Annotated in this window: 16 protein-coding genes; 15 read left to right on the forward strand and 1 reads right to left on the reverse strand. The window is 64.1% G+C overall.

Translation table 11 applies throughout. The annotated features are described in order from the left end of the window. The first annotated feature begins 19 nt into the window (after positions 1–19). The 3 genes from dnaK to dnaJ all read left to right on the forward strand — a co-directional run bounded on the left by dnaK (position 20) and on the right by dnaJ (position 3,617). Complete coding sequence (dnaK, locus tag WH265_RS06415) at positions 20–1,948, forward strand: molecular chaperone DnaK (protein ID WP_339519102.1); 1,929 nt, start codon at positions 20–22, stop codon at positions 1,946–1,948. Between the two features lie 172 nt (positions 1,949–2,120). Continuing rightward, positions 2,121–2,462, forward strand: coding sequence for a DUF7709 family protein (locus WH265_RS06420; RefSeq protein ID WP_339557718.1), 342 nt, complete (start codon positions 2,121–2,123; stop codon positions 2,460–2,462). Positions 2,463–2,486: 24 nt separating this feature from the next. Then, on the forward strand, positions 2,487–3,617 hold the full coding sequence (gene dnaJ, locus WH265_RS06425; protein WP_133855419.1) for a molecular chaperone DnaJ: 1,131 nt from the start codon (positions 2,487–2,489) through the stop codon (positions 3,615–3,617). A gap of 98 nt (positions 3,618–3,715) precedes the next feature. Here the strand turns inward: dnaJ and WH265_RS06430 are convergent, their stop codons facing one another. Then, positions 3,716–4,705, reverse strand: a complete 990-nt coding sequence (locus WH265_RS06430) for a DUF4349 domain-containing protein (RefSeq protein WP_339557719.1) — start codon at positions 4,703–4,705, stop codon at positions 3,716–3,718. 244 nt (positions 4,706–4,949) lie between these two features. On the opposite strand from WH265_RS06430, the gene WH265_RS06435 reads away from it, so the two are divergent. From WH265_RS06435 to accD, 12 genes are all read left to right on the forward strand, one after another. After that, positions 4,950–5,948 (forward strand): LysR family transcriptional regulator, encoded by a 999-nt coding sequence (locus tag WH265_RS06435; protein WP_339534507.1) that lies wholly within the window; start codon positions 4,950–4,952, stop codon positions 5,946–5,948. 50 nt (positions 5,949–5,998) lie between these two features. Beyond that, the gene (leuC, locus tag WH265_RS06440) at positions 5,999–7,423 is read left to right on the forward strand and encodes a 3-isopropylmalate dehydratase large subunit (RefSeq protein ID WP_116924770.1); all 1,425 of its coding nucleotides are present in this window, start codon (positions 5,999–6,001) and stop codon (positions 7,421–7,423) included. Positions 7,424–7,439: 16 nt separating this feature from the next. Beyond that, positions 7,440–7,565 carry an entericidin A/B family lipoprotein gene (locus tag WH265_RS06445; RefSeq protein WP_021028336.1) on the forward strand — a complete coding sequence of 42 codons (126 nt, stop codon included), beginning with the start codon at positions 7,440–7,442 and terminating at the stop codon, positions 7,563–7,565. 63 nt (positions 7,566–7,628) lie between these two features. After that, positions 7,629–8,291, forward strand: a complete 663-nt coding sequence (gene leuD / locus WH265_RS06450; RefSeq protein WP_027011222.1) for a 3-isopropylmalate dehydratase small subunit — start codon at positions 7,629–7,631, stop codon at positions 8,289–8,291. Between the two features lie 79 nt (positions 8,292–8,370). Further along, positions 8,371–9,438: a 3-isopropylmalate dehydrogenase gene (leuB, locus tag WH265_RS06455; protein ID WP_133855413.1), complete on the forward strand. Its 1,068-nt coding sequence runs from the start codon at positions 8,371–8,373 to the stop codon at positions 9,436–9,438. Positions 9,439–9,923: 485 nt separating this feature from the next. Further along, positions 9,924–11,036, forward strand: coding sequence for an aspartate-semialdehyde dehydrogenase (asd, locus tag WH265_RS06460; protein WP_339557720.1), 1,113 nt, complete (start codon positions 9,924–9,926; stop codon positions 11,034–11,036). A 335-nt stretch (positions 11,037–11,371) separates the two neighbouring features. Further along, positions 11,372–14,146 (forward strand): FimV/HubP family polar landmark protein, encoded by a 2,775-nt coding sequence (locus WH265_RS06465; protein WP_339557721.1) that lies wholly within the window; start codon positions 11,372–11,374, stop codon positions 14,144–14,146. Positions 14,147–14,227: 81 nt separating this feature from the next. Beyond that, positions 14,228–15,046, forward strand: coding sequence for a tRNA pseudouridine(38-40) synthase TruA (gene truA, locus WH265_RS06470; RefSeq protein ID WP_339557722.1), 819 nt, complete (start codon positions 14,228–14,230; stop codon positions 15,044–15,046). Between the two features lie 22 nt (positions 15,047–15,068). After that, a complete protein-coding gene (locus WH265_RS06475; RefSeq protein ID WP_339517444.1) occupies positions 15,069–15,791 on the forward strand; it encodes a phosphoribosylanthranilate isomerase in 723 nt (240 codons plus the stop codon). Then, complete coding sequence (gene trpB, locus WH265_RS06480; RefSeq protein ID WP_339517443.1) at positions 15,784–17,052, forward strand: tryptophan synthase subunit beta; 1,269 nt, start codon at positions 15,784–15,786, stop codon at positions 17,050–17,052. Before WH265_RS06475 ends, trpB begins: the two co-directional genes overlap by 8 nt. Continuing rightward, the gene (gene trpA, locus WH265_RS06485; protein ID WP_133855408.1) at positions 17,049–17,858 is read left to right on the forward strand and encodes a tryptophan synthase subunit alpha; all 810 of its coding nucleotides are present in this window, start codon (positions 17,049–17,051) and stop codon (positions 17,856–17,858) included. The genes trpB and trpA overlap by 4 nt, the downstream gene beginning before the upstream one ends. Positions 17,859–17,918: 60 nt before the next feature. Beyond that, positions 17,919–18,791: an acetyl-CoA carboxylase, carboxyltransferase subunit beta gene (accD, locus tag WH265_RS06490; RefSeq protein ID WP_021026440.1), complete on the forward strand. Its 873-nt coding sequence runs from the start codon at positions 17,919–17,921 to the stop codon at positions 18,789–18,791. Positions 18,792–18,848 lie beyond the last annotated feature (57 nt).

Below are 18,848 nucleotides of genomic sequence, written 5' to 3' on the forward strand. Positions count from 1 at the left end.
CAAATACAGGAGTAGAGAAATGGGAAAGATTATCGGTATTGATTTGGGCACGACCAACAGCTGCGTGGCCGTGATGGAAGGCAACACCACCCGCGTGATCGAAAACAGCGAAGGTGCACGCACCACGCCATCGATCGTTGCATACCAGGAAGACGGCGAAATCCTGGTGGGCGCTTCTGCCAAGCGCCAGGCTGTCACCAACCCCCGCAACACGATCTACGCTGCCAAGCGCCTGATCGGCCGCAAGTTCGACGAGAAGGAAGTGCAAAAGGACATCGACCTGATGCCTTTCCAGATCGTCAAGGCCGACAATGGCGACGCCTGGGTGCAAGTGCGTGACCAGAAGCTGGCCCCACCACAGATCTCCGCAGAAGTGCTGCGCAAGATGAAGAAGACCGCCGAGGACTTCCTGGGCGAGCCCGTGACCGAAGCCGTGATCACCGTGCCTGCGTACTTCAACGACGCACAGCGCCAGGCCACCAAGGACGCTGGCCGTATCGCCGGTCTGGAAGTCAAGCGCATCATCAACGAACCTACCGCTGCAGCCCTGGCTTTTGGCCTGGACAAGGGCGGCAAGGGTGACCGCAAGATCGCCGTGTATGACCTGGGCGGCGGTACCTTTGACGTGTCCATCATCGAAATTGCCGATGTGGACGGCGAAAAGCAGTTCGAAGTGCTGTCGACCAATGGCGACACCTTCCTGGGCGGCGAAGACTTCGACCAACGCGTGATCGAATACATCATCACCGAGTTCAAGAAAGAGCAAGGCGTGGACCTGTCCAAGGACGTGCTGGCGCTGCAACGTCTGAAGGAAGCGGCTGAAAAGGCCAAGATCGAGCTGTCCAGCTCGGCTGCGACCGACATCAACCTACCCTACATCACCGCTGACGCTTCGGGTCCCAAGCACCTGAACATCAAGCTCACCCGCGCCAAGCTCGAAAGCCTGGTGGACGAGCTGATCGAGCGCACCATCGCCCCTTGCCGCACCGCGATCAAGGACGCCGGCATCGCTGTGTCCGACATCGACGACGTGATCCTGGTCGGCGGCATGAGCCGTATGCCCAAGGTGCAGGAGAAGGTCAAGGAATTCTTCGGCAAGGACCCACGCAAGGATGTGAACCCTGACGAAGCCGTGGCCGTGGGCGCTGCCGTGCAAGGCCAGGTGCTGGGCGGTGACCGCTCCGACGTGCTGCTGCTGGACGTGACGCCTCTGTCCCTGGGTATCGAAACCCTGGGCGGCGTGATGACCAAGATGATCACGAAGAACACCACGATCCCGACCAAGTTCGCGCAGACCTACTCGACCGCCGAGGACAACCAGCCTGCCGTGACCATCAAGGTGTTCCAGGGTGAGCGTGAAATCGCCAGCGCCAACAAGCTGCTGGGCGAGTTCAACCTGGAAGGCATTCCAGCCGCACCCCGTGGCACGCCACAGATCGAGGTGGCCTTCGACATCGATGCCAACGGTATCTTGAACGTCTCTGCCAAGGACAAGGGCACCGGCAAGGAAAACAAGATCACCATCAAGGCCAGCTCCGGTCTGTCCGAGGACGAGATCCAGAAGATGGTCAAGGACGCCGAGCTGAACGCCGCCGACGACAAGAAGAAGCTCGAGCTGGTGCAGGCCCGCAACCAAGGCGAAGCCGCAGTCCACAGCGTCAAGAAGAGCCTGGGCGAGCATGGCGACAAGCTCGATGCCGCTGAGAAGTCGGCCATCGACAGCGCGGTTCAAGAGCTGGAAGAAGCACTGAAGACCGAGGACAAGGACGCGATCGAAGCCAAGACCACGGCCTTGATGACCGCCAGCCAGAAGCTGGGCGAGAAGGTGTATGCCGACGCCCAGGCTGCACAGGCCGGAGCCGCCGGTGCAGCAGCTGGCGCGGCCGGCGCTGCGGCAGCCGATGACAATGTCGTCGATGCCGAAGTCAAGGAAGTCAAGAAGGACTAATCGCCTTCCGACAGGCTTGGAGCCGACGCTACCCAGCACCCATGCCGGAGTTCGCATTGCCGCACTCCGGCATGGCTTTTCTACAGAATCGCTCTTTCTTCTGTAGCACGTAGCTCCGGTCAGTGGGCTGCAGGCCCTGTCTCCCTTTCACGCAAGCATCCAAAGGCACACGATGACATCTACTACAGCACCTGCGAGCGACGCACTGCATGTTGCAGAGCTCAGCCGTGTCAACCAGAAGATCACCGATGGCGCGGCAGAGCTGCCCGCCGTCACGCTCAAAGACGGCAGCCGGGTGCAGACCGGCACCGTGGCCACCATGCTCTACAACATCGCGCTCTACAATGCCGGCGAGCGCGGCGCTGTTGAACAAGAGCTGAAGATGGCGATTCCCACCTTGTTCAAGGTGGGCTTGTTTGAGCTATTTCCACCGCAGCAATGGATTGACGGCGACAATCCCGGCCGCAGCTTTGTGGGCACCCATGCCCGGGCGTACCAGAACGCCGCTGGTTAATTACCCACAGAATTCAAGAACACCATGTCCAAACGCGATTACTACGAAGTCCTCGGCGTGAGCAAATCCGCCACGGAAGTCGAAATCAAGACGGCCTACCGCAAGATGGCCATGAAGTACCACCCCGACCGCAACCAGGGCGACAAGGCCAAGGAGGCGGAAGAGAAGTTCAAGGAGTGCAAAGAAGCCTACGAAATGCTCTCCGACAGCCAAAAGCGGGGCGCCTACGACCAGTACGGCCACGCCGGGGTCGATCCCAACATGCGCTCGGGCATGGGCGGCGAGGGCTTTGGTGGTTTTGCCGAATCGTTTGGCGACATCTTTGGCGAGATGTTTGGCGGTGGCCGTCGCGGCGGCGGTGGCCCCCAGGTCTACCGGGGCAACGACCTGTCCTACGCGATGGACATCAGCCTCGAAGAGGCGGCAGCGGGCAAGAACGCCCAGATCAAGATTCCGTCCTGGGACGAGTGCGACACCTGCCACGGCAGCGGCGCCAAGCCCGGCACCCAGGTCAAGACCTGCAGCACCTGCCACGGTAGCGGTCAGGTGCAGATGCGCCAGGGCTTTTTCGCAGTGCAGCAAACCTGCCCGCACTGCCGGGGCACCGGCAAGATCATCCCCGAGCCCTGCACCAGCTGCCACGGCCAGGGCCGCACCAAGTCGCAAAAGACCTTGGAAGTGAGCATCCCTGCCGGCATCGACGACGGCATGCGCATCCGCTCCACCGGTGATGGCGAACCCGGCCAGAATGGTGGCCCACCCGGCGACCTCTATATCGAGATCCGCGTGCGCAAGCACGAGGTGTTCGAGCGCGATGGCGATGACCTGCACTGCGAAGTGCCCGTCAGCATGGTCACCGCAGCACTGGGCGGCGAAATCGAAGTGCCAACCCTGAGTGGCAAGGCTGCGATCGACATCCCCGAAGGCACCCAGACCGGCAAGCAGTTCCGCCTGCGCGGCAAGGGCATCAAGGGCGTGCGCGCCAGCTACCCGGGCGACTTGTATGTGCACATCGTCGTCGAGACGCCTGTCAAGCTCACCGAGCACCAGCGCAAGCTACTCAAGGAACTCGATGAATCGCTGAAAAAGGGTGGCGCCAAGCACACACCCAACAACCAGTCCTGGGCCGACCGTCTGAAGAACCTGTTCACCTGATAGAAAGAAACGCCGCATCTATCCGATGCGGCGCCTCCTTAGCCAAGCCTAGCCAAGCACCAGCCTCGCTGGTGCTTTTTTCATGGCCGCTGCGCTTGTCAGTCCTGGGTTTCTGCCTGGTTTGCAGGCTGCGCCCGCGCGGCGCTGCGGCGCATCCAGCGCTGGATGGCGAAGCGCAGCGGCAGCAGCACCACCAGCGCGAGCGCCAGCAACCAGGGCAGCGATTGTGCGGCGGTCAGAATCAGCGACTGCACACTGCGGGTCAGGCCATCCCAGCTGCGCTGCCAGGTTTGCTGCCAGGGGCTGTAGGTGCCGCTGACGATGGCGCGCGTGGGCTGGAACCGCATCTGCACAAACTGCTTGGCGGTATCGCGCTGCAGCAGCGCGCGGTGGGTGTTGGCCGCATCGATCTCGGCCTGCACCTGGGAGAGCGTGTCGCGGATGGCCATCAGGTCCTGCAGGCTGCGTTTGACATTCTTCTCCAGCATCAGCGCGCGCAGGCTGTCCCGGTATTCGGTGCGGTTCTTGATTTGCGCCTCCACATCGACCACCTCATAGGTCTTGTCCTCGGTCGTGGTCTGGTGGTTGAGGACCCGGGCGCCAGCGCCCAGCGACGCGGTCAGCGCAGCAAAGTCAGCGGGGCTGACCCGCATCGCCAGCATGGCCTCGGCGGCCGACTGCGGGGTTTCGCGCCGCAGCTGCGAACCCTCGACATAGCAGTCCAGCCGCTCGCAGCGCGCCTTGACCTCTTCCCACAGCGCGGCCAGATCGGCCGCCGGCGTCTCCACCTGGATGCGGTGGCTGATGGCCAAAAAGCGCTCGCTGGGGGCGGCCGCACCGCCCTGGCCCACGGCCATATCGGCAGCGGGCGCTGATTCCATCGTCGCCATCTTGGCCATGGAGCGGGCGGCCATCGGCGCTACCGGCGCGGGCGCAGCCGGGGTGGCCATGTAGGCCTCGGCCGTCGATGCGCCCTGCCCTGCATCTGGCGAGCAGCCGGCCAGCAGGGCCGCCACCGCGATGGCAATGACCGCCAGGCCAGCAGGACGCGCATTGAACAGGCCAACAGAAGGGGAGCGAGAAAACATTTGTGATTCCGTTTCTAGAGCATCGCTGCTTGCGATGTCTGCTCAATCGCGGTGAGACTGCCCCATGGGGTGAAGGCCTTACAAAAACGAACACATTCGGCAGCCTCTGGCGCAGGCCGCTGGCGGGCGCGCCCCGCTACGTTTTCATGCAAATGACACATCAGCCATCGTCATCCGCGATACCAAACGCGATATTTGGCGATAAAATGGCTGCTGATTTCTAAAAACACGATACCTCCCCGCCATGAAAAGCTCAGAGCGCAGTTTTGCGCGCCGCATTGACCTGACCTCGCTCCAGCTGTTTGTGGCGGTGTGCGAGCTGGGCAGCATTGGCCGCGCGGCAGAGCGGGAGTTCATCGCGGCCTCGGCCGTCAGCAAGCGCCTGTCCGACCTGGAAACGGCCGTCGACACCCAGCTGCTCTACCGCCACAGCCGTGGCGTCACTCTGACGCCGGCGGGCGAGAGCCTGCTGCACCATGCCCGCAATGTGCTGTTCGGGCTGGAGCGCATGCAGGGCGAGCTCAGCGAATACGCCGATGGCGTGCGCGGACATGTGCGCATCCATGCCAATATTTCGGCGATCGTGCAGTTTCTGCCCGAGGACCTGGGCAGCTTTGCCCGCGCGCACAGCCAGATCAAGATCGACCTGCAGGAGCACCTGAGTGCGCAGGTGATCCAGGCCGTGCACGAAGGCACGGCCGACCTGGGCATCTGCAACCCCGATGCCGTTGCCAACACCGCCGAGCTCGATCTGCAGTCGCGCCCCTACCGCAGCGACCACCTGATGCTCGTAGTGCCGCTGGACCATGCACTGGCCCAGCGCAATACGATCAGCTTTGAAGAAGCACTGGAATGGGACATCGTCGGCCTGCAATCGGGCAGCAGCATCAGCCAGGCCATGCGCACCGCATCGGCCCAGCTGCGCCGGCCGCTGCGCCAGCGCATCCAGGTCACCAGCCTGGACGCCATGTGCCGCATGATCGACAACGGCCTGGGCATTGGCCTGCTGCCCGACCGCGCCTTTGCGCTGATGCACGGCGTGGGCAACCTGCGCGGCATCCGCCTGGCCGACGCCTGGGCGCAGCGCGAGTTGCGCCTGATGGCGCGCGACTTTGAGGCGCTGCCGGTCACCGCCCGCCTGCTGGTCGAGCACCTGAGCCCCCGGCCCGCCGACGAGGCCCAGGCCGCAGACCAGCAAGACGCCGACCTGGCCGCGCACCTGCAGACCTTTGCCCATCTTTGATATTTCGTATTTAGCCCCTTGATGAGACCCTTGACCCAAAGAGAACCACGATGACCGGACGCACCCTCTACGACAAGATTTTTGACGAGCACACCATCCACACCGAAGAGGATGGCACCGCCGTGCTGTATATCGACCGCCATCTGGTGCACGAAGTCACCAGCCCCCAGGCGTTCGAAGGTCTGCGCATGGCGGGCCGCAAGCTCTGGCGCGTCAGCTCCGTGGTCGCCACCGCCGACCACAACACCCCCACCACCGGCTGGGAGCGCGGCTATGACGGCATCGAGGACCCGATCAGCAAGGAACAGATCGTCACCCTGAACGACAACATTGGCGAGTTCGGCGCTGCTGCCTTCTTCCCCTTCATGGACAAGGGCCAGGGCATCGTCCACGTGATGGGCCCCGAGCAAGGCGCCACCCTGCCCGGCATGACCGTGGTCTGTGGCGACAGCCACACCAGCACCCATGGCGCCTTTGGCGCGCTGGCCCACGGCATCGGCACCTCCGAGGTCGAGCACGTGATGGCCACGCAGACCCTGCTGGCCAAGAAGGCCAAGAACATGCTGATCAAGGTGGATGGCAAGGTCGCCCCGGGCGTGACCGCCAAGGACATCGTGCTGGCCATCATCGGCCGCATCGGCACCGCAGGCGGCACCGGCTACACCATCGAGTTTGCCGGCTCGGCCATCCGTGACCTGTCCATCGAAGGCCGCATGACGGTCTGCAATATGGCGATTGAAGCCGGCGCCCGCGCAGGCCTCGTCGCTGTGGACAGCAAGACCATCGACTACGTCAAGGGCCGCCCGCTGGCGCCTACCGGCGTCGAATGGGACCAGGCTGTCAGCTACTGGAAGACCCTGCACTCCGATGTCGATGCCAAGTTCGACACCGTGGTCACCCTGCGCGCCGAAGACATCGTGCCCCAGGTCACCTGGGGTACCAGCCCCGAGATGGTGCTGGGCGTTGATGCGACCGTGCCCGATCCGGACAAGGAAAAGGACCCGAACAAGCGCGGCGCCATCGAACGTGCGCTGACCTATATGAACCTGGAGCCAGGCAAGCCGATCAACGACATCTTCGTCGACAAGGTGTTCATCGGCAGCTGCACCAACAGCCGCATCGAAGACATGCGCGAAGCCGCTGCCGTGGTCAAGAAGCTGGGCCAGAAAGTGGCCAAGAATGTGAAGCTGGCCATGGTGGTGCCCGGCTCGGGCCTGGTCAAGGCCCAGGCCGAGGCCGAAGGCCTGGACCAGATCTTCACCGCCGCCGGTTTTGAGTGGCGCGAGCCCGGTTGCTCGATGTGCCTGGCGATGAACGCCGACCGCCTGGAGCCCGGCGAGCGCTGCGCATCGACCAGCAACCGCAACTTCGAAGGCCGCCAGGGCGCCGGTGGCCGCACCCACCTGGTGAGCCCCGCGATGGCCGCCGCCGCCGCCGTGCACGGCCACTTTGTGGATATCCGCCGTTTTGCATGACCCCAGGAGCTATGCGATGAAAACCCGTTTTGCCTTCTTCACCATCGTGCTCGCCGCGCTGCTGTCGGGCTGCAACACCGTCCACGGCATTGGCCAGGACGTGCAGGGGGCGGGCAACGCCATCTCGCGCGCAGCACGCTAACCCTATCCCATACACCGCTGCCCGCGCGCATCCAATGACCGCGTGCAGCCCAAAGGCTTGAACATGCAAAAATTCACCATCCACACCGGCCTCGTGGCACCCATGGACCGCGAGAACGTCGACACCGACGCCATCATCCCCAAGCAGTTCCTCAAGTCGATCAAGAAGACCGGCTTTGGCGTCAACGCCTTTGACGAATGGCGCTACCTGGACCAGCCCGGCCAGCCAGGCGTGCCCGAGTCCGCCCGCAAGCCCAACCCGGACTTTGTGCTCAACCAGCAGCGCTTCCAGGGCGCCAGCATCCTGATTGCCCGCAAGAACTTTGGCTGCGGCTCCAGCCGCGAGCACGCACCCTGGGCGCTGGACCAGTTCGGCTTCCGCGCCATCCTGGCGCCCAGCTTTGCCGACATCTTCTTCAACAACTGCTTCAAGAACGGCCTGCTGCCCATCGTGCTGCCCGAGGCCACGATCGACATGCTGTTCAACGAAGTCGCGGTGCATCCCGGCTACAGCCTGACCATCGACCTGGACCAGCAGGTCATCCTGCGCCCCGGCGGCGAAAGCATCCCCTTCGATGTGATCGCCTTTCGCAAGTACTGCCTGCTCAACGGCTTTGATGACATTGGCCTCACGCTGCGCCACAAGGACAAGATCCAGGCCTATGAAGCCAACCGCCTGGCCACCAAGCCCTGGCTGGCACACAGCCTGGTGCAAGCCAAGGCCTGAGCGCCGCGCGCATCCCTTTCACGCCATCCCCGCTGCGCCCCACCGGGCGCAGCCCTGCCATCCTGACTGAGAAAAAACCATGAAAATCGCTGTATTGCCCGGAGACGGCATTGGTCCAGAAATCGTTGCAGAAGCCGTGAAGGTGCTCGACGCCCTGAAGCTCGACCTGCACCTGCAAAGCGCACCCGTCGGTGGCGCTGCCTATGAGGCCTCCGGCCACCCGCTGCCACCCGCCACCCTGGAGCTGGCCAAGGCATCGGACGCCATCCTGTTTGGCGCCGTGGGCGACTGGAAATACGACACTTTGGAGCGCGCACTGCGCCCCGAGCAGGCGATCCTGGGCCTGCGCAAGGCGCTGGGCCTGTTTGCCAACTTCCGCCCCGCGATCTGCTACAAGGAACTGACCCACGCCTCCAGCCTGAAGCCCGAGCTGGTGTCCGGCCTCGACATCCTGATCATCCGCGAGCTGACCGGCGACATCTATTTTGGCCAGCCACGCGGCCGCCGCAGCGCACCGGACGGTCACTTCCCCGGCGCCGAAGAAGCCTTCGACACGATGCGCTACACCCGCCCCGAGATCGAGCGCATCGGCCATGTGGCCTTCCAGGCCGCGCAAAAGCGCAGCAAGCGCGTGACCAGCGTGGACAAGGCCAATGTGCTGGAGACCTTCCAGCTGTGGAAGGACGTGATGACCGAAGTGGGCAAGCAGTACCCCGATGTGCAGCTGGACCACATGTATGTGGACAACGCCGCGATGCAGCTGGTCAAGGAACCCAAGCGTTTTGACGTGGTCGTCACCGGCAATATGTTTGGCGACATCCTGAGCGACGAGGCCTCGATGCTGACCGGCTCGATCGGCATGCTGCCCTCGGCCAGCCTCAACGACAAGAAGCAAGGCCTGTACGAACCCAGCCACGGCTCGGCACCGGACATCGCCGGCAAGGGCGTTGCCAACCCGCTGGCCACCATCCTGTCGGCGGCGATGATGCTGCGCTTCAGCCTGGGCCAGGAAGCCGCTGCCCAGAAGATCGAAGCGGCTGTGCAAAAGGTGCTGGCCCAGGGCCTGCGCACGCCCGATATCTACAGCGAAGGCACGACCAAGGTCGGCACCCAGCAAATGGGTGACGCCGTGGTGGCGGCTCTGTAAGCAGCCGACCACACAAGCCTCCAAGAGCGACCTGCGGGTCGCTTTTTTGCGCCTGCAGATGGATGGAATTGTTGATGCTGCGCAAGCAAGCACCCCGTTTCAACAACAAAACGACGACAGAAGCGCGGCGCGCTTTCCACTTTAGTCATTTCGACGAATTAAAAAACCATAAATGGTCGAAAAATAGTTTTTAACGTCATATATGCATGCGCTTCGATGCGCCAGCACTCGAAATTTATAAAAATTTCTGCACAGGTTTAAAAATTTGGCGCTAGAATAGCTTCCTATGTCTGCGCACTGCCCTATTTCTTGGCTGAACCCCATCACCCCCATTGAGGCGGGTATGGCTGCGCGCGCATACACATTCACAACCACCACGAAGATTACCGGCTGATCCAGCCTGGTTCGTCGTGCGCCTCCCCCTGGCCGACGAGCCAGGCCCTCAGCCCCACGTGGTATTTCCTTTAGGTACACAAGGGCGTTTTATGAGCAAGCAATTGGTAGGTTTGGTGGGCTGGCGCGGCATGGTCGGCTCGGTGTTGATGGACCGCATGAAGGCCGAAGGTGACTTCGCGCTGATCGAGCCGGTGTTTTTCTCGACCTCCAACGCAGGCGGCAAGGCCCCGGCGATGGCGACCGTGCACACCCAGCTCAAGGATGCCAATGACATTGCCGAGCTGTCCAAGTGCGACATCATCATCACCTGCCAAGGCGGCGACTACACCAAGGAAGTCTTCCCCCAGATCCGCGCTGCCGGCTGGAATGGCCACTGGATCGATGCCGCCTCTTCGCTGCGCATGCAAGACGATGCCGTCATCGTGCTCGACCCCGTCAATGACGCACTGATCCAGCGCAAGCTGGCCGCTGGCGGCAAGAACTGGATTGGCGGCAACTGCACCAACTCCATCTTGCTGATGGGCCTGTCGGGCCTGTTCAACGCCGGTCTGGTCGAATGGGTCTCGTCGATGACCTACCAGGCCGCGTCCGGCGGCGGTGCCAACCACATGCGCGAACTGCTCAAGGGCATGGGCGTGGTGCACGCTGCCGTGGCCGATGAGCTGGCCACGCCCGCCTCCGCCATTTTGGAGATCGACCGCAAGGTCGCCCAGACCATCCGCAGCGATGTGCCCACCGAGTTCTTTGGCGCGCCGCTCGCCGGTGGCCTGATCCCCTGGATCGATGCCCAGCTGGACAATGGCCAGTCCAAGGAAGAGTGGAAGGGCCAGGCCGAGGTCAACAAGATCCTGGGCACCGATGCCACCATCCCCGTCGACGGCCTGTGCGTGCGCATTGGCGCGATGCGCTGCCACAGCCTGGCGCTGACCTTGAAGCTGAACAAGGACCTGCCGCTCGCCGAGATCGAAGCGCTGATCAAGGGTGGCAATGACTGGGTCAAGTGGGTGCCCAACGAGCGCGCCGTGACCGTCAAGGAACTGACCCCCGCTGCGGTGACCGGTGGTCTGGAAGTGGCCGTGGGCCGTGTGCGCAAGCTGAACATGGGCCCCGAGTACGTCTCGGCCTTCGTGATCGGCGACCAGCTGCTCTGGGGCGCTGCCGAGCCGCTGCGCCGCATGCTGCGCATCCTGCTGGCGGCCTGATGCCGGCCGTTGCATAAGCGGCCCAACCACCACACCTTCCGGGCCTGCCCCCAGCAGCCGGAAGGTGTTTTTCTTGCTGCTTTTGCTAACGATTCAAGCCTGGGTCTGCCCGGCAGCCTCCCTCTGAAAAGTTGCTCTGGAACAACAATCAGACCGACCGGAGTGAGCCCAAGCACCCTATCAAATGAGATGCCCATTCCTTAACTTGTCACTCCAACACATTACTGTTAAGGTTCTTTTTACTGATAATTACCGATTTCGCGTCTTAGGGGGAGGGCTTTCTCATGGGTACAAAAACAACCCCGCACGCTTCTACTATTCAATCAAATAGCACTATGCATCGCTGGAAAATCACTGCGCTTGCCGCCGCCATGGCAGCCTTTGGCCTGTACACAGGGGAAGCATCAGCGCTCGCGCTGGGCAAGATCAATGTGAAATCCGCGCTGGGCGAGCCCCTGCGCGCGGAAATCGAAGTTCCGCAGATCACCGACGCCGAGGCCGACACCTTGCAGGTCAAGACGGCCTCGTCGGCGGTCTTCCGCACCCAGGGCATGGACTACTCGGGCACGGTCAGTGGCGTGCGCGCCCAGCTGCAGCGCCGCGCCAATGGCACGGCGGTGATCGTGCTGACCACGCAGCGTCCGGTCAATGATCCCTTTGTCGACTATGTGATCGACGCCAACTGGAATTCCGGCCAGGTCGTGCGCAGCTACACCATGCTGTTCGACCCGCCCAACCTGCGCAAGCCCGAACCCGCCGTCACGGTGGCGCCGCAGCTGAGCGCAGCCGCCCCTGCCGCGCGCCCACCGGCACCGCCTGTGCGCGTGATCGAGGAGCCCCTGGCTTCGGCCACACCAGCGCCTGCCCCCGCCGCCCGCAGCGCTGCTGCACCGCGCCCAGCACCCGCAGCACGCGCCAATATTCCCGCCACCGCCAGCAACAACAGCGGTGGCGACAGCGTGCGCACCCAACGCGGCGACACGCTGGGCCGCATCGCCGCGCAAAACAAGCCCGCGGATATCTCGCTCGACCAGATGCTCATCGCCGTGGTCCAGAGCAACCCGCACGCCTTTGTTGGTGGCAACGTCAACCGCATGAAGGCAGGTGTCACGCTGACCATGCCGACGGCCGAGCAGGCCCGCGCGGTATCGCCCCGCCAGGCGCGCCAGATGGTGGCCGCACAAAGCCGCGACTTCAACAGCTACCGCAGCCAGCTCGCAGCCAAGGCAGCGCCGGCCCAGGTCGCCACCGACACGCGCGCTGCCAGCGGCAAGGTCGAGGCCTCGGTGGACGACAAGAAGCCCCAGAGCGTGGCACCGGACCAGCTCAAGCTGAGCAAGGAAGCAGCCAAAGGCACGAAGTCGGCCGAAGCCAGCGTCGCCAGCGCCCAGCAGGCCAATGCGGCCCAGGAGCGCAGCTCCGAGCTGAACAAGAACATCGAAGAGCTCAACAAGCTCAAGCAAGCCGCTGCCGGCACGGCAGCCACCGCAGCATCGGCCGCAGCCCCCGCAGACGGAAAACCCGCAGCGACCGCCACCGTAGCGGCCGCGGGCAGTGCGCCTGCCGCCGCACCGGCTGCTGCGGCACCTGCAGCAGCCACGCCTGCACCTGCAGCACCCGCTACGCCTGCGGTAACGGCCCCGGCACCGGCCGCAGCGCCCGCCACGGCACCGGCTCCAGCGCCTGCTGCTGGCGCCAGCGACGCCGCAGCACCTGCAGCAGCACCAGCCCCGGCACCTGCGGCCGCACCCAAGCCCAAGCCCGCTCCGGCACCTGCGCCGGTCGAAGAGCCCAGCTTCGTCGATGAGTTGCTGGACAACCCCCTGCTGCCCGCAGCGGGCGGCCTGGCCATCCTCGCGCTGCTCGGCGGCCTGTGGTACCGCAACAAAAAGCGCAACGAAGGCGTCAACGCCGCGACCGACTCGGTGCTCGAGAGCAGCCTGGCCCAGGACTCGTTCTTTGGCGCCAGCGGTGGCCAGCACATCGACACCTCGGTGAGCGCAATGACCACCGGCAACTCCTCGCTGGCCTACACCCCCAGCCAGCTCGATGCCGGCGATGTCGACCCGGTGGCCGAAGCCGATGTCTACCTGGCCTATGGCCGTGACCTGCAGGCCGAGGAAATCCTCAAGGAAGCGCTGCGCACCAGCCCGACCCGCAGCGCACTGCATGCCAAGCTGGCCGAGATCTACGCCAAGCGCAAGGACCGCCTGGCGCTGGAGAGCATCGCCAAGGATGCCCGCCAGCTGACCGGTGGCACCGGCCCCGACTGGCTGCGCATCGCCGCGCTGGGCCAGGAGCTGGACGCGGCCAACCCGATCTACCAGAACAACACCGCTGCGGTGCCTTCTGCGGCTGAGATCGCCACGCCTGCCGCGCTGGCCGCTGCCGCCGCTGCTGCGCGCGCCGAGCCGATTCCTTTCGAGAACACGCTGCCGCCCACGACGATGGCGGCCTCCAGCCCTGCCAGCGCATTCAGCCCCTCCACCGGTCTGGATTTCGCGATGAGCAGCCAGCTGACCGAAACCCCGGATGCCGCCTCGCAGTTCCAGGCACCGGCAGCGCCTGCTGCCCCGGTAGCCACGCCAGCTGCGCCGGCCGCTGATGCGGGCCTGGCTTTTGAAGCACTGGCGCCTGCCGCAGGCAAGCCTGCGCTTTCGATGGAAGACTTTGACCGCCAACTGGCCGAAGCGCTGAGCATTCCGTCCGAGCTCTCGCCCAGTGCCAGCCACAGCGCCGCGCAGAGCCTGGAGACCCAACCCGGCTCGCTCGACTTCCAGCTGAGCGACTTCGACAGCCAAAGCACAGCGCAGATGCCCATCGGCGACAAGAGCATGCCGACGATGGACTTCGACATGACCTCGCTGTCGCTGGACCTGCCCAGCACCGGCGAGCCAGACCACACCCATCCGGTCACCCTGGCCGATGACATGGCCGGTCTGGAGATCGATGACAGCGATCCGCTGGCCACCAAGCTGACCCTGGCCCAGGAATTCCTGGCCATCGGCGACAAGGAAGGCGCGCGCTCGCTGGCCGAAGAAGTCATGGCCGAGTCGTCCAGTGCCACGGTCAAGGCCCAGGCCCAGCGCCTGCTGGACCAAAGCCGCTGACCCGCACCCACTCCTTGGCACCAGCCCCGCTCTGCGGGGCTTTTTCATGGCCGGGTGGGCCGGCAGCCTTATGATGGCGCCATGCGAATCGCCCTGGGCATCACCTATAACGGACAGGCCTACCAGGGCTGGCAAAGCCAGCCCAGCGGCAATACTGTCCAAGACCATCTTGAAGCGGCGCTGAGCCGCTTTGCCGCCTCCCCCCTCTCCACCATTTGCGCTGGCCGCACCGATGCCGGTGTGCACGGCCTCATGCAGGTGGTGCATTTCGACGCCCCTGTCGAGCGCACCGAGGCCTCCTGGGTGCGTGGCACCAACACCTTCTTGCCCAAGGACATTGCCGTGCAATGGGCGCGCAGCGTGCCCGATGCCTTCCACAGCCGCGCCTGCGCCACCTCGCGCCGCTATGGCTATGCCTTGCTACAGTCGCCGGTGCGCCCCAGCGTGGAGCATGGCCGGGTCGGCTGGGTGTTCCAGCCGCTGGATCTGCAGGCCATGGAGCGCGCGGTGCAGTACCTGCTGGGCGAGCATGATTTCTCCTCGTTTCGCGCCGCCGGCTGCCAGGCCAAGTCGCCCGTCAAGACCTTGTATGCGATCAATATTGGCCGCAGCGCGCAGCGCCCCAGTGCCTCGCGCGATGGCGTGCCGTCCTGCTACTGGCGCTTTGATTTCCAGGGCAGCGCCTTCTTGCACCACATGATCCGCAACATCATGGGCTGCCTGGTCGTGATTGGCCAGGGCAGCAAGCCGCCAGAATGGATGCAAGAGGTGCTCGACGCGCGCAGCCGCGAGACCGCCGCCCCCACCTTCTCCCCCGATGGCCTGTACTTTCTGGGCCCCCAGTACGATGCGCACTGGGGCCTGCCCAGCGAGGCCATCTCGTTTGACTGGTTTGCCTGAACAAGGAGCTCCATTGACCGCCATGCAAGCAAGCGCGGGCCGCACCCGCATCAAGATCTGTGGCCTGACCCGCGAACAGGATGTGGACGCGGCCGTGGCCGCCGGCGCCGATGCCATCGGCTTTGTGCTCTACCCCGCCAGCCCCCGGGCCGTGACCGCTGAGCGCGCCGCCGAGCTGGCCCGCCGCCTGCCCGCCTTCGTGACGCCGGTGCTGCTGTTTGTCAACGAGACCCCGGCCCAGGTGATGGCCGCCTGCGCCCGCGTGCCCGGCGCCATCGCCCAGTTCCATGGTGACGAGAGCCCGGAGCAATGCCTGGCGTCAACGGGCGGCGGTGAGCGCAGCTTTTTGCGCGCCGCACGCATACCCCTTGGCGACGCTGCGGTGCAGTTCGACCTCGTAGAATACGCCCATCGATATTCACACGCCAAGGCCATCCTGCTCGACGCCCATGTCGAGGGGTTCGGCGGCGGCGGCAAAGCATTCAATTGGTCACTGCTTCCAACAAACGTAGCCTCTCATCTCGTTTTGTCTGGTGGACTCACGCCTGCAAACGTGACCGATGGCATTGTGCAAGTCAGACCGCGCTGCATCTCGCTCGCGGTGGATGTGAGCTCGGGCGTTGAGATGACCGGTGCCGATGGCAAGACCATCAAGGGCACCAAGGACGCCGAAAAAATCCAACAGTTTGTCGCAGCCGTGCGTGCCGCTGACACACTACTTGCCAAGAATCCCTTCCATGTTTGAATACCAGCAACCCGATACCGCGGGCCATTTCGGCCCCTATGGCGGCAGCTTTGCCAGCGAAACCCTGACCCACGCCCTGGTCGAGCTGCGCGAGGCCTATGACAAGTACCAGAACGATCCGGAGTTCCTGCGCGAATTCCAGTACGAGCTGGCCCACTATGTCGGCCGCCCCTCGCCCGTCTACCACGCTGCGCGCATGTCGCGCGAGATGGGTGGCGCGCAGATCTACCTCAAGCGCGAGGACCTCAACCACACCGGCGCCCACAAGATCAACAATGTGATCGGCCAGGCCATGCTCGCCAAGCGCATGGGCAAGCCGCGCATCATTGCCGAGACTGGCGCCGGCCAGCATGGCGTGGCGACGGCCACGATCTGCGCCCGCTATGGCCTCGAATGCGTGGTCTACATGGGCAGCGAAGATGTGCGCCGCCAAAGCCCGAACGTCTACCGCATGAAGCTCCTGGGCGCCACCGTGGTGCCGGTCGAGTCAGGCAGCAAGACCTTGAAGGACGCGCTCAACGAAGCGATGCGCGACTGGGTGGCCAATGTGGACAACACCTTCTACATCATCGGCACCGTCGCCGGCCCCCACCCCTACCCGATGATGGTGCGCGATTTCCAGAGCGTGATCGGCAATGAGTGCCTGACCCAGATGCCGGCGCTGTTCAAGGAACAGAACATGGCCGCCGAGCAGCCCGATGCGGTGATCGCCTGCGTGGGTGGCGGCAGCAATGCCATGGGCATCTTCTATCCCTATATCCCCCATGAGAACACGCGCCTGATCGGCGTGGAAGCGGCCGGCGAAGGCCTGGACAGCGGCAAGCACTCGGCGTCGCTGCAGCGCGGCTCCTCGGGCGTGCTGCATGGCAACCGTACGTTCATCCTGCAGGACGACAACGGCCAGATCACCGAAACCCATTCGATCAGCGCAGGTCTCGACTACCCCGGCGTGGGCCCCGAGCACGCCTGGCTGCAGGAAATCGGCCGCGCCCAGTATGTCGGCATCACCGACCAGGAGGCGCTCGACGCTTTCCACTACCTCTGCCATACCGAGGGCATCATCCCGGCGCTGGAATCGAGCCACGCCGTGGCCTATGCGATGAAGCTGGCCAAGACCATGCGCGCCGACCAGTCCATCCTCGTGAGCCTGTCGGGCCGGGGCGACAAGGACATTGGCACCGTGGCCGATCTCTCGGGCGTCGACTTTTATGCCCAACCCTCCAGCCGCGGCGTGGCCGTCAAGGGAAGCTACACCAAATGAGCCGTATCGCCGCAACTTTTGACCAGCTGAAGCTGGCCGGCCGCAAGGCCTTGATCCCCTATGTCACCGCCGGCTTTCCGTTTGCCGACATCACGCCTGCGCTGATGCACGGCATGGTCGATGCGGGCGCCAATGTGATCGAGCTGGGCGTGCCCTTCTCGGACCCGATGGCCGACGGCATCGTCATCCAGAAGGCCGGAGAAAAAGCCCTGTCGCTGGGCATTGGCATGAAGCAGGTGCTGGCCATGGTGGCCGAGTTCCGCGTCAAGGACAACACCACCCCCGTGGTGCTGATGGGCTACGCCAACCCGGTCGAACGCTATGACCAGGTGCACGGCAAGGGCGCCTTTGTGCGCGATGCCGCTGCCGCCGGAGTCGATGGCCTGCTGGTGGTAGACTACCCGCCCGAAGAATGCGAAGCCTTTGCGGCCGATCTGCGTGCGCATGGCATGGACCTGATCTTCCTGCTGGCGCCCACCTCCACGCAAGAGCGCATGCAGCAAGTCGCACGCGTGGCCAGTGGCTATGTGTACTACGTCTCGCTCAAGGGCGTCACCGGTGCGGGCACGCTCGATACCGGTGCCGTCGAAGCGATGCTGCCGCTGATCCGCCAGCATGTGCACATCCCTGTGGGCGTAGGCTTTGGCATTCGCGATGCGCAGACGGCCCAGGCCATCGGCAAGGTGGCCGATGCCGTGGTGATCGGCACCCGCATCATCCAGCTGATCGAAAACCAGCCGCACGAGAAAGTCGTGGCGCTGGTCTCCGATTTTTTGCGTGGCATCCGCAAGGCGCTTGACGCATAATGCGCCTCCTGGGCTGTGCCGTGCGCAGCCCCTTGAGTGCGAGAGCAAAGGAAAACAACCATGTCCTGGCTAGAGAAACTGTTACCCGCCAAGATCCAGCACACCGACCCGGCCGAGCGTCGCCAGATGCCCGAAGGTCTGTGGATCAAGTGCCCTGCATGCGAAGCCGTGCTGTACAAGGCCGACCTGGAGCACAACTTCAATGTCTGCCCCAAGTGCAGCCACCACCACCGCATGTCGGCGCGCGCGCGCCTGAACCAGTTCCTCGACGCCGAAGGCCGCTACGAGATTGGCCAGGAAGTGCTGCCCGTCGATGCGCTGAAGTTCAAGGACAGCCGCAAGTACCCTGAGCGCCTCAAGGAAGCGCTGGAAAACACCGGCGAGACCGATGCACTGGTCGTCATGGGTGGCTCGGTCAAGAGCATCAACCTGGTGGTCGCCTGCTTCGAGTTTGAATTCATGGGCGGCTCGATGGGCTCGGTCGTTGGCGAGCGCTTTGTGCGCGGCGTCGAAACCGCCATCGAGCAAAAGGTGCCGTTTGTGTGCTTTACCGCCACCGGCGGCGCGCGCATGCAAGAGGGCCTGCTTAGCCTGATGCAGATGGCCAAGACCAATGCCGCGCTGACCCGCTTTGCCAAGAAGGGCCTGCCCTACATCAGCGTGCTGACTGATCCGACCATGGGCGGCGTGTCTGCCGGTTTCGCTTTCATGGGCGATATCGTCATGGCCGAGCCCAAGGCGCTGATCGGCTTTGCCGGCCCGCGCGTGATCGAGAACACCGTGCGCGTCAAGTTGCCCGAAGGCTTCCAGCGCGCCGAGTTCCTGCAGCAAAAGGGTGGCGTGGACATGATTGTCGACCGCCGCGAGCTGCGCGACCGCATCGCCAGCAGCCTGGCCATGCTGCAGCGCCTGCCGGCTGACGCAGTGGCCTGATTGGCCTCGCTACCCCAGCGGTTCGCTGGGGGCCGCTAATCCCCATAAAAAAACCGC

Source organism: Comamonas sp. MYb396 (assembly GCF_037479555.1).
In the GTDB taxonomy this organism is placed as follows: domain Bacteria; phylum Pseudomonadota; class Gammaproteobacteria; order Burkholderiales; family Burkholderiaceae_C; genus Comamonas.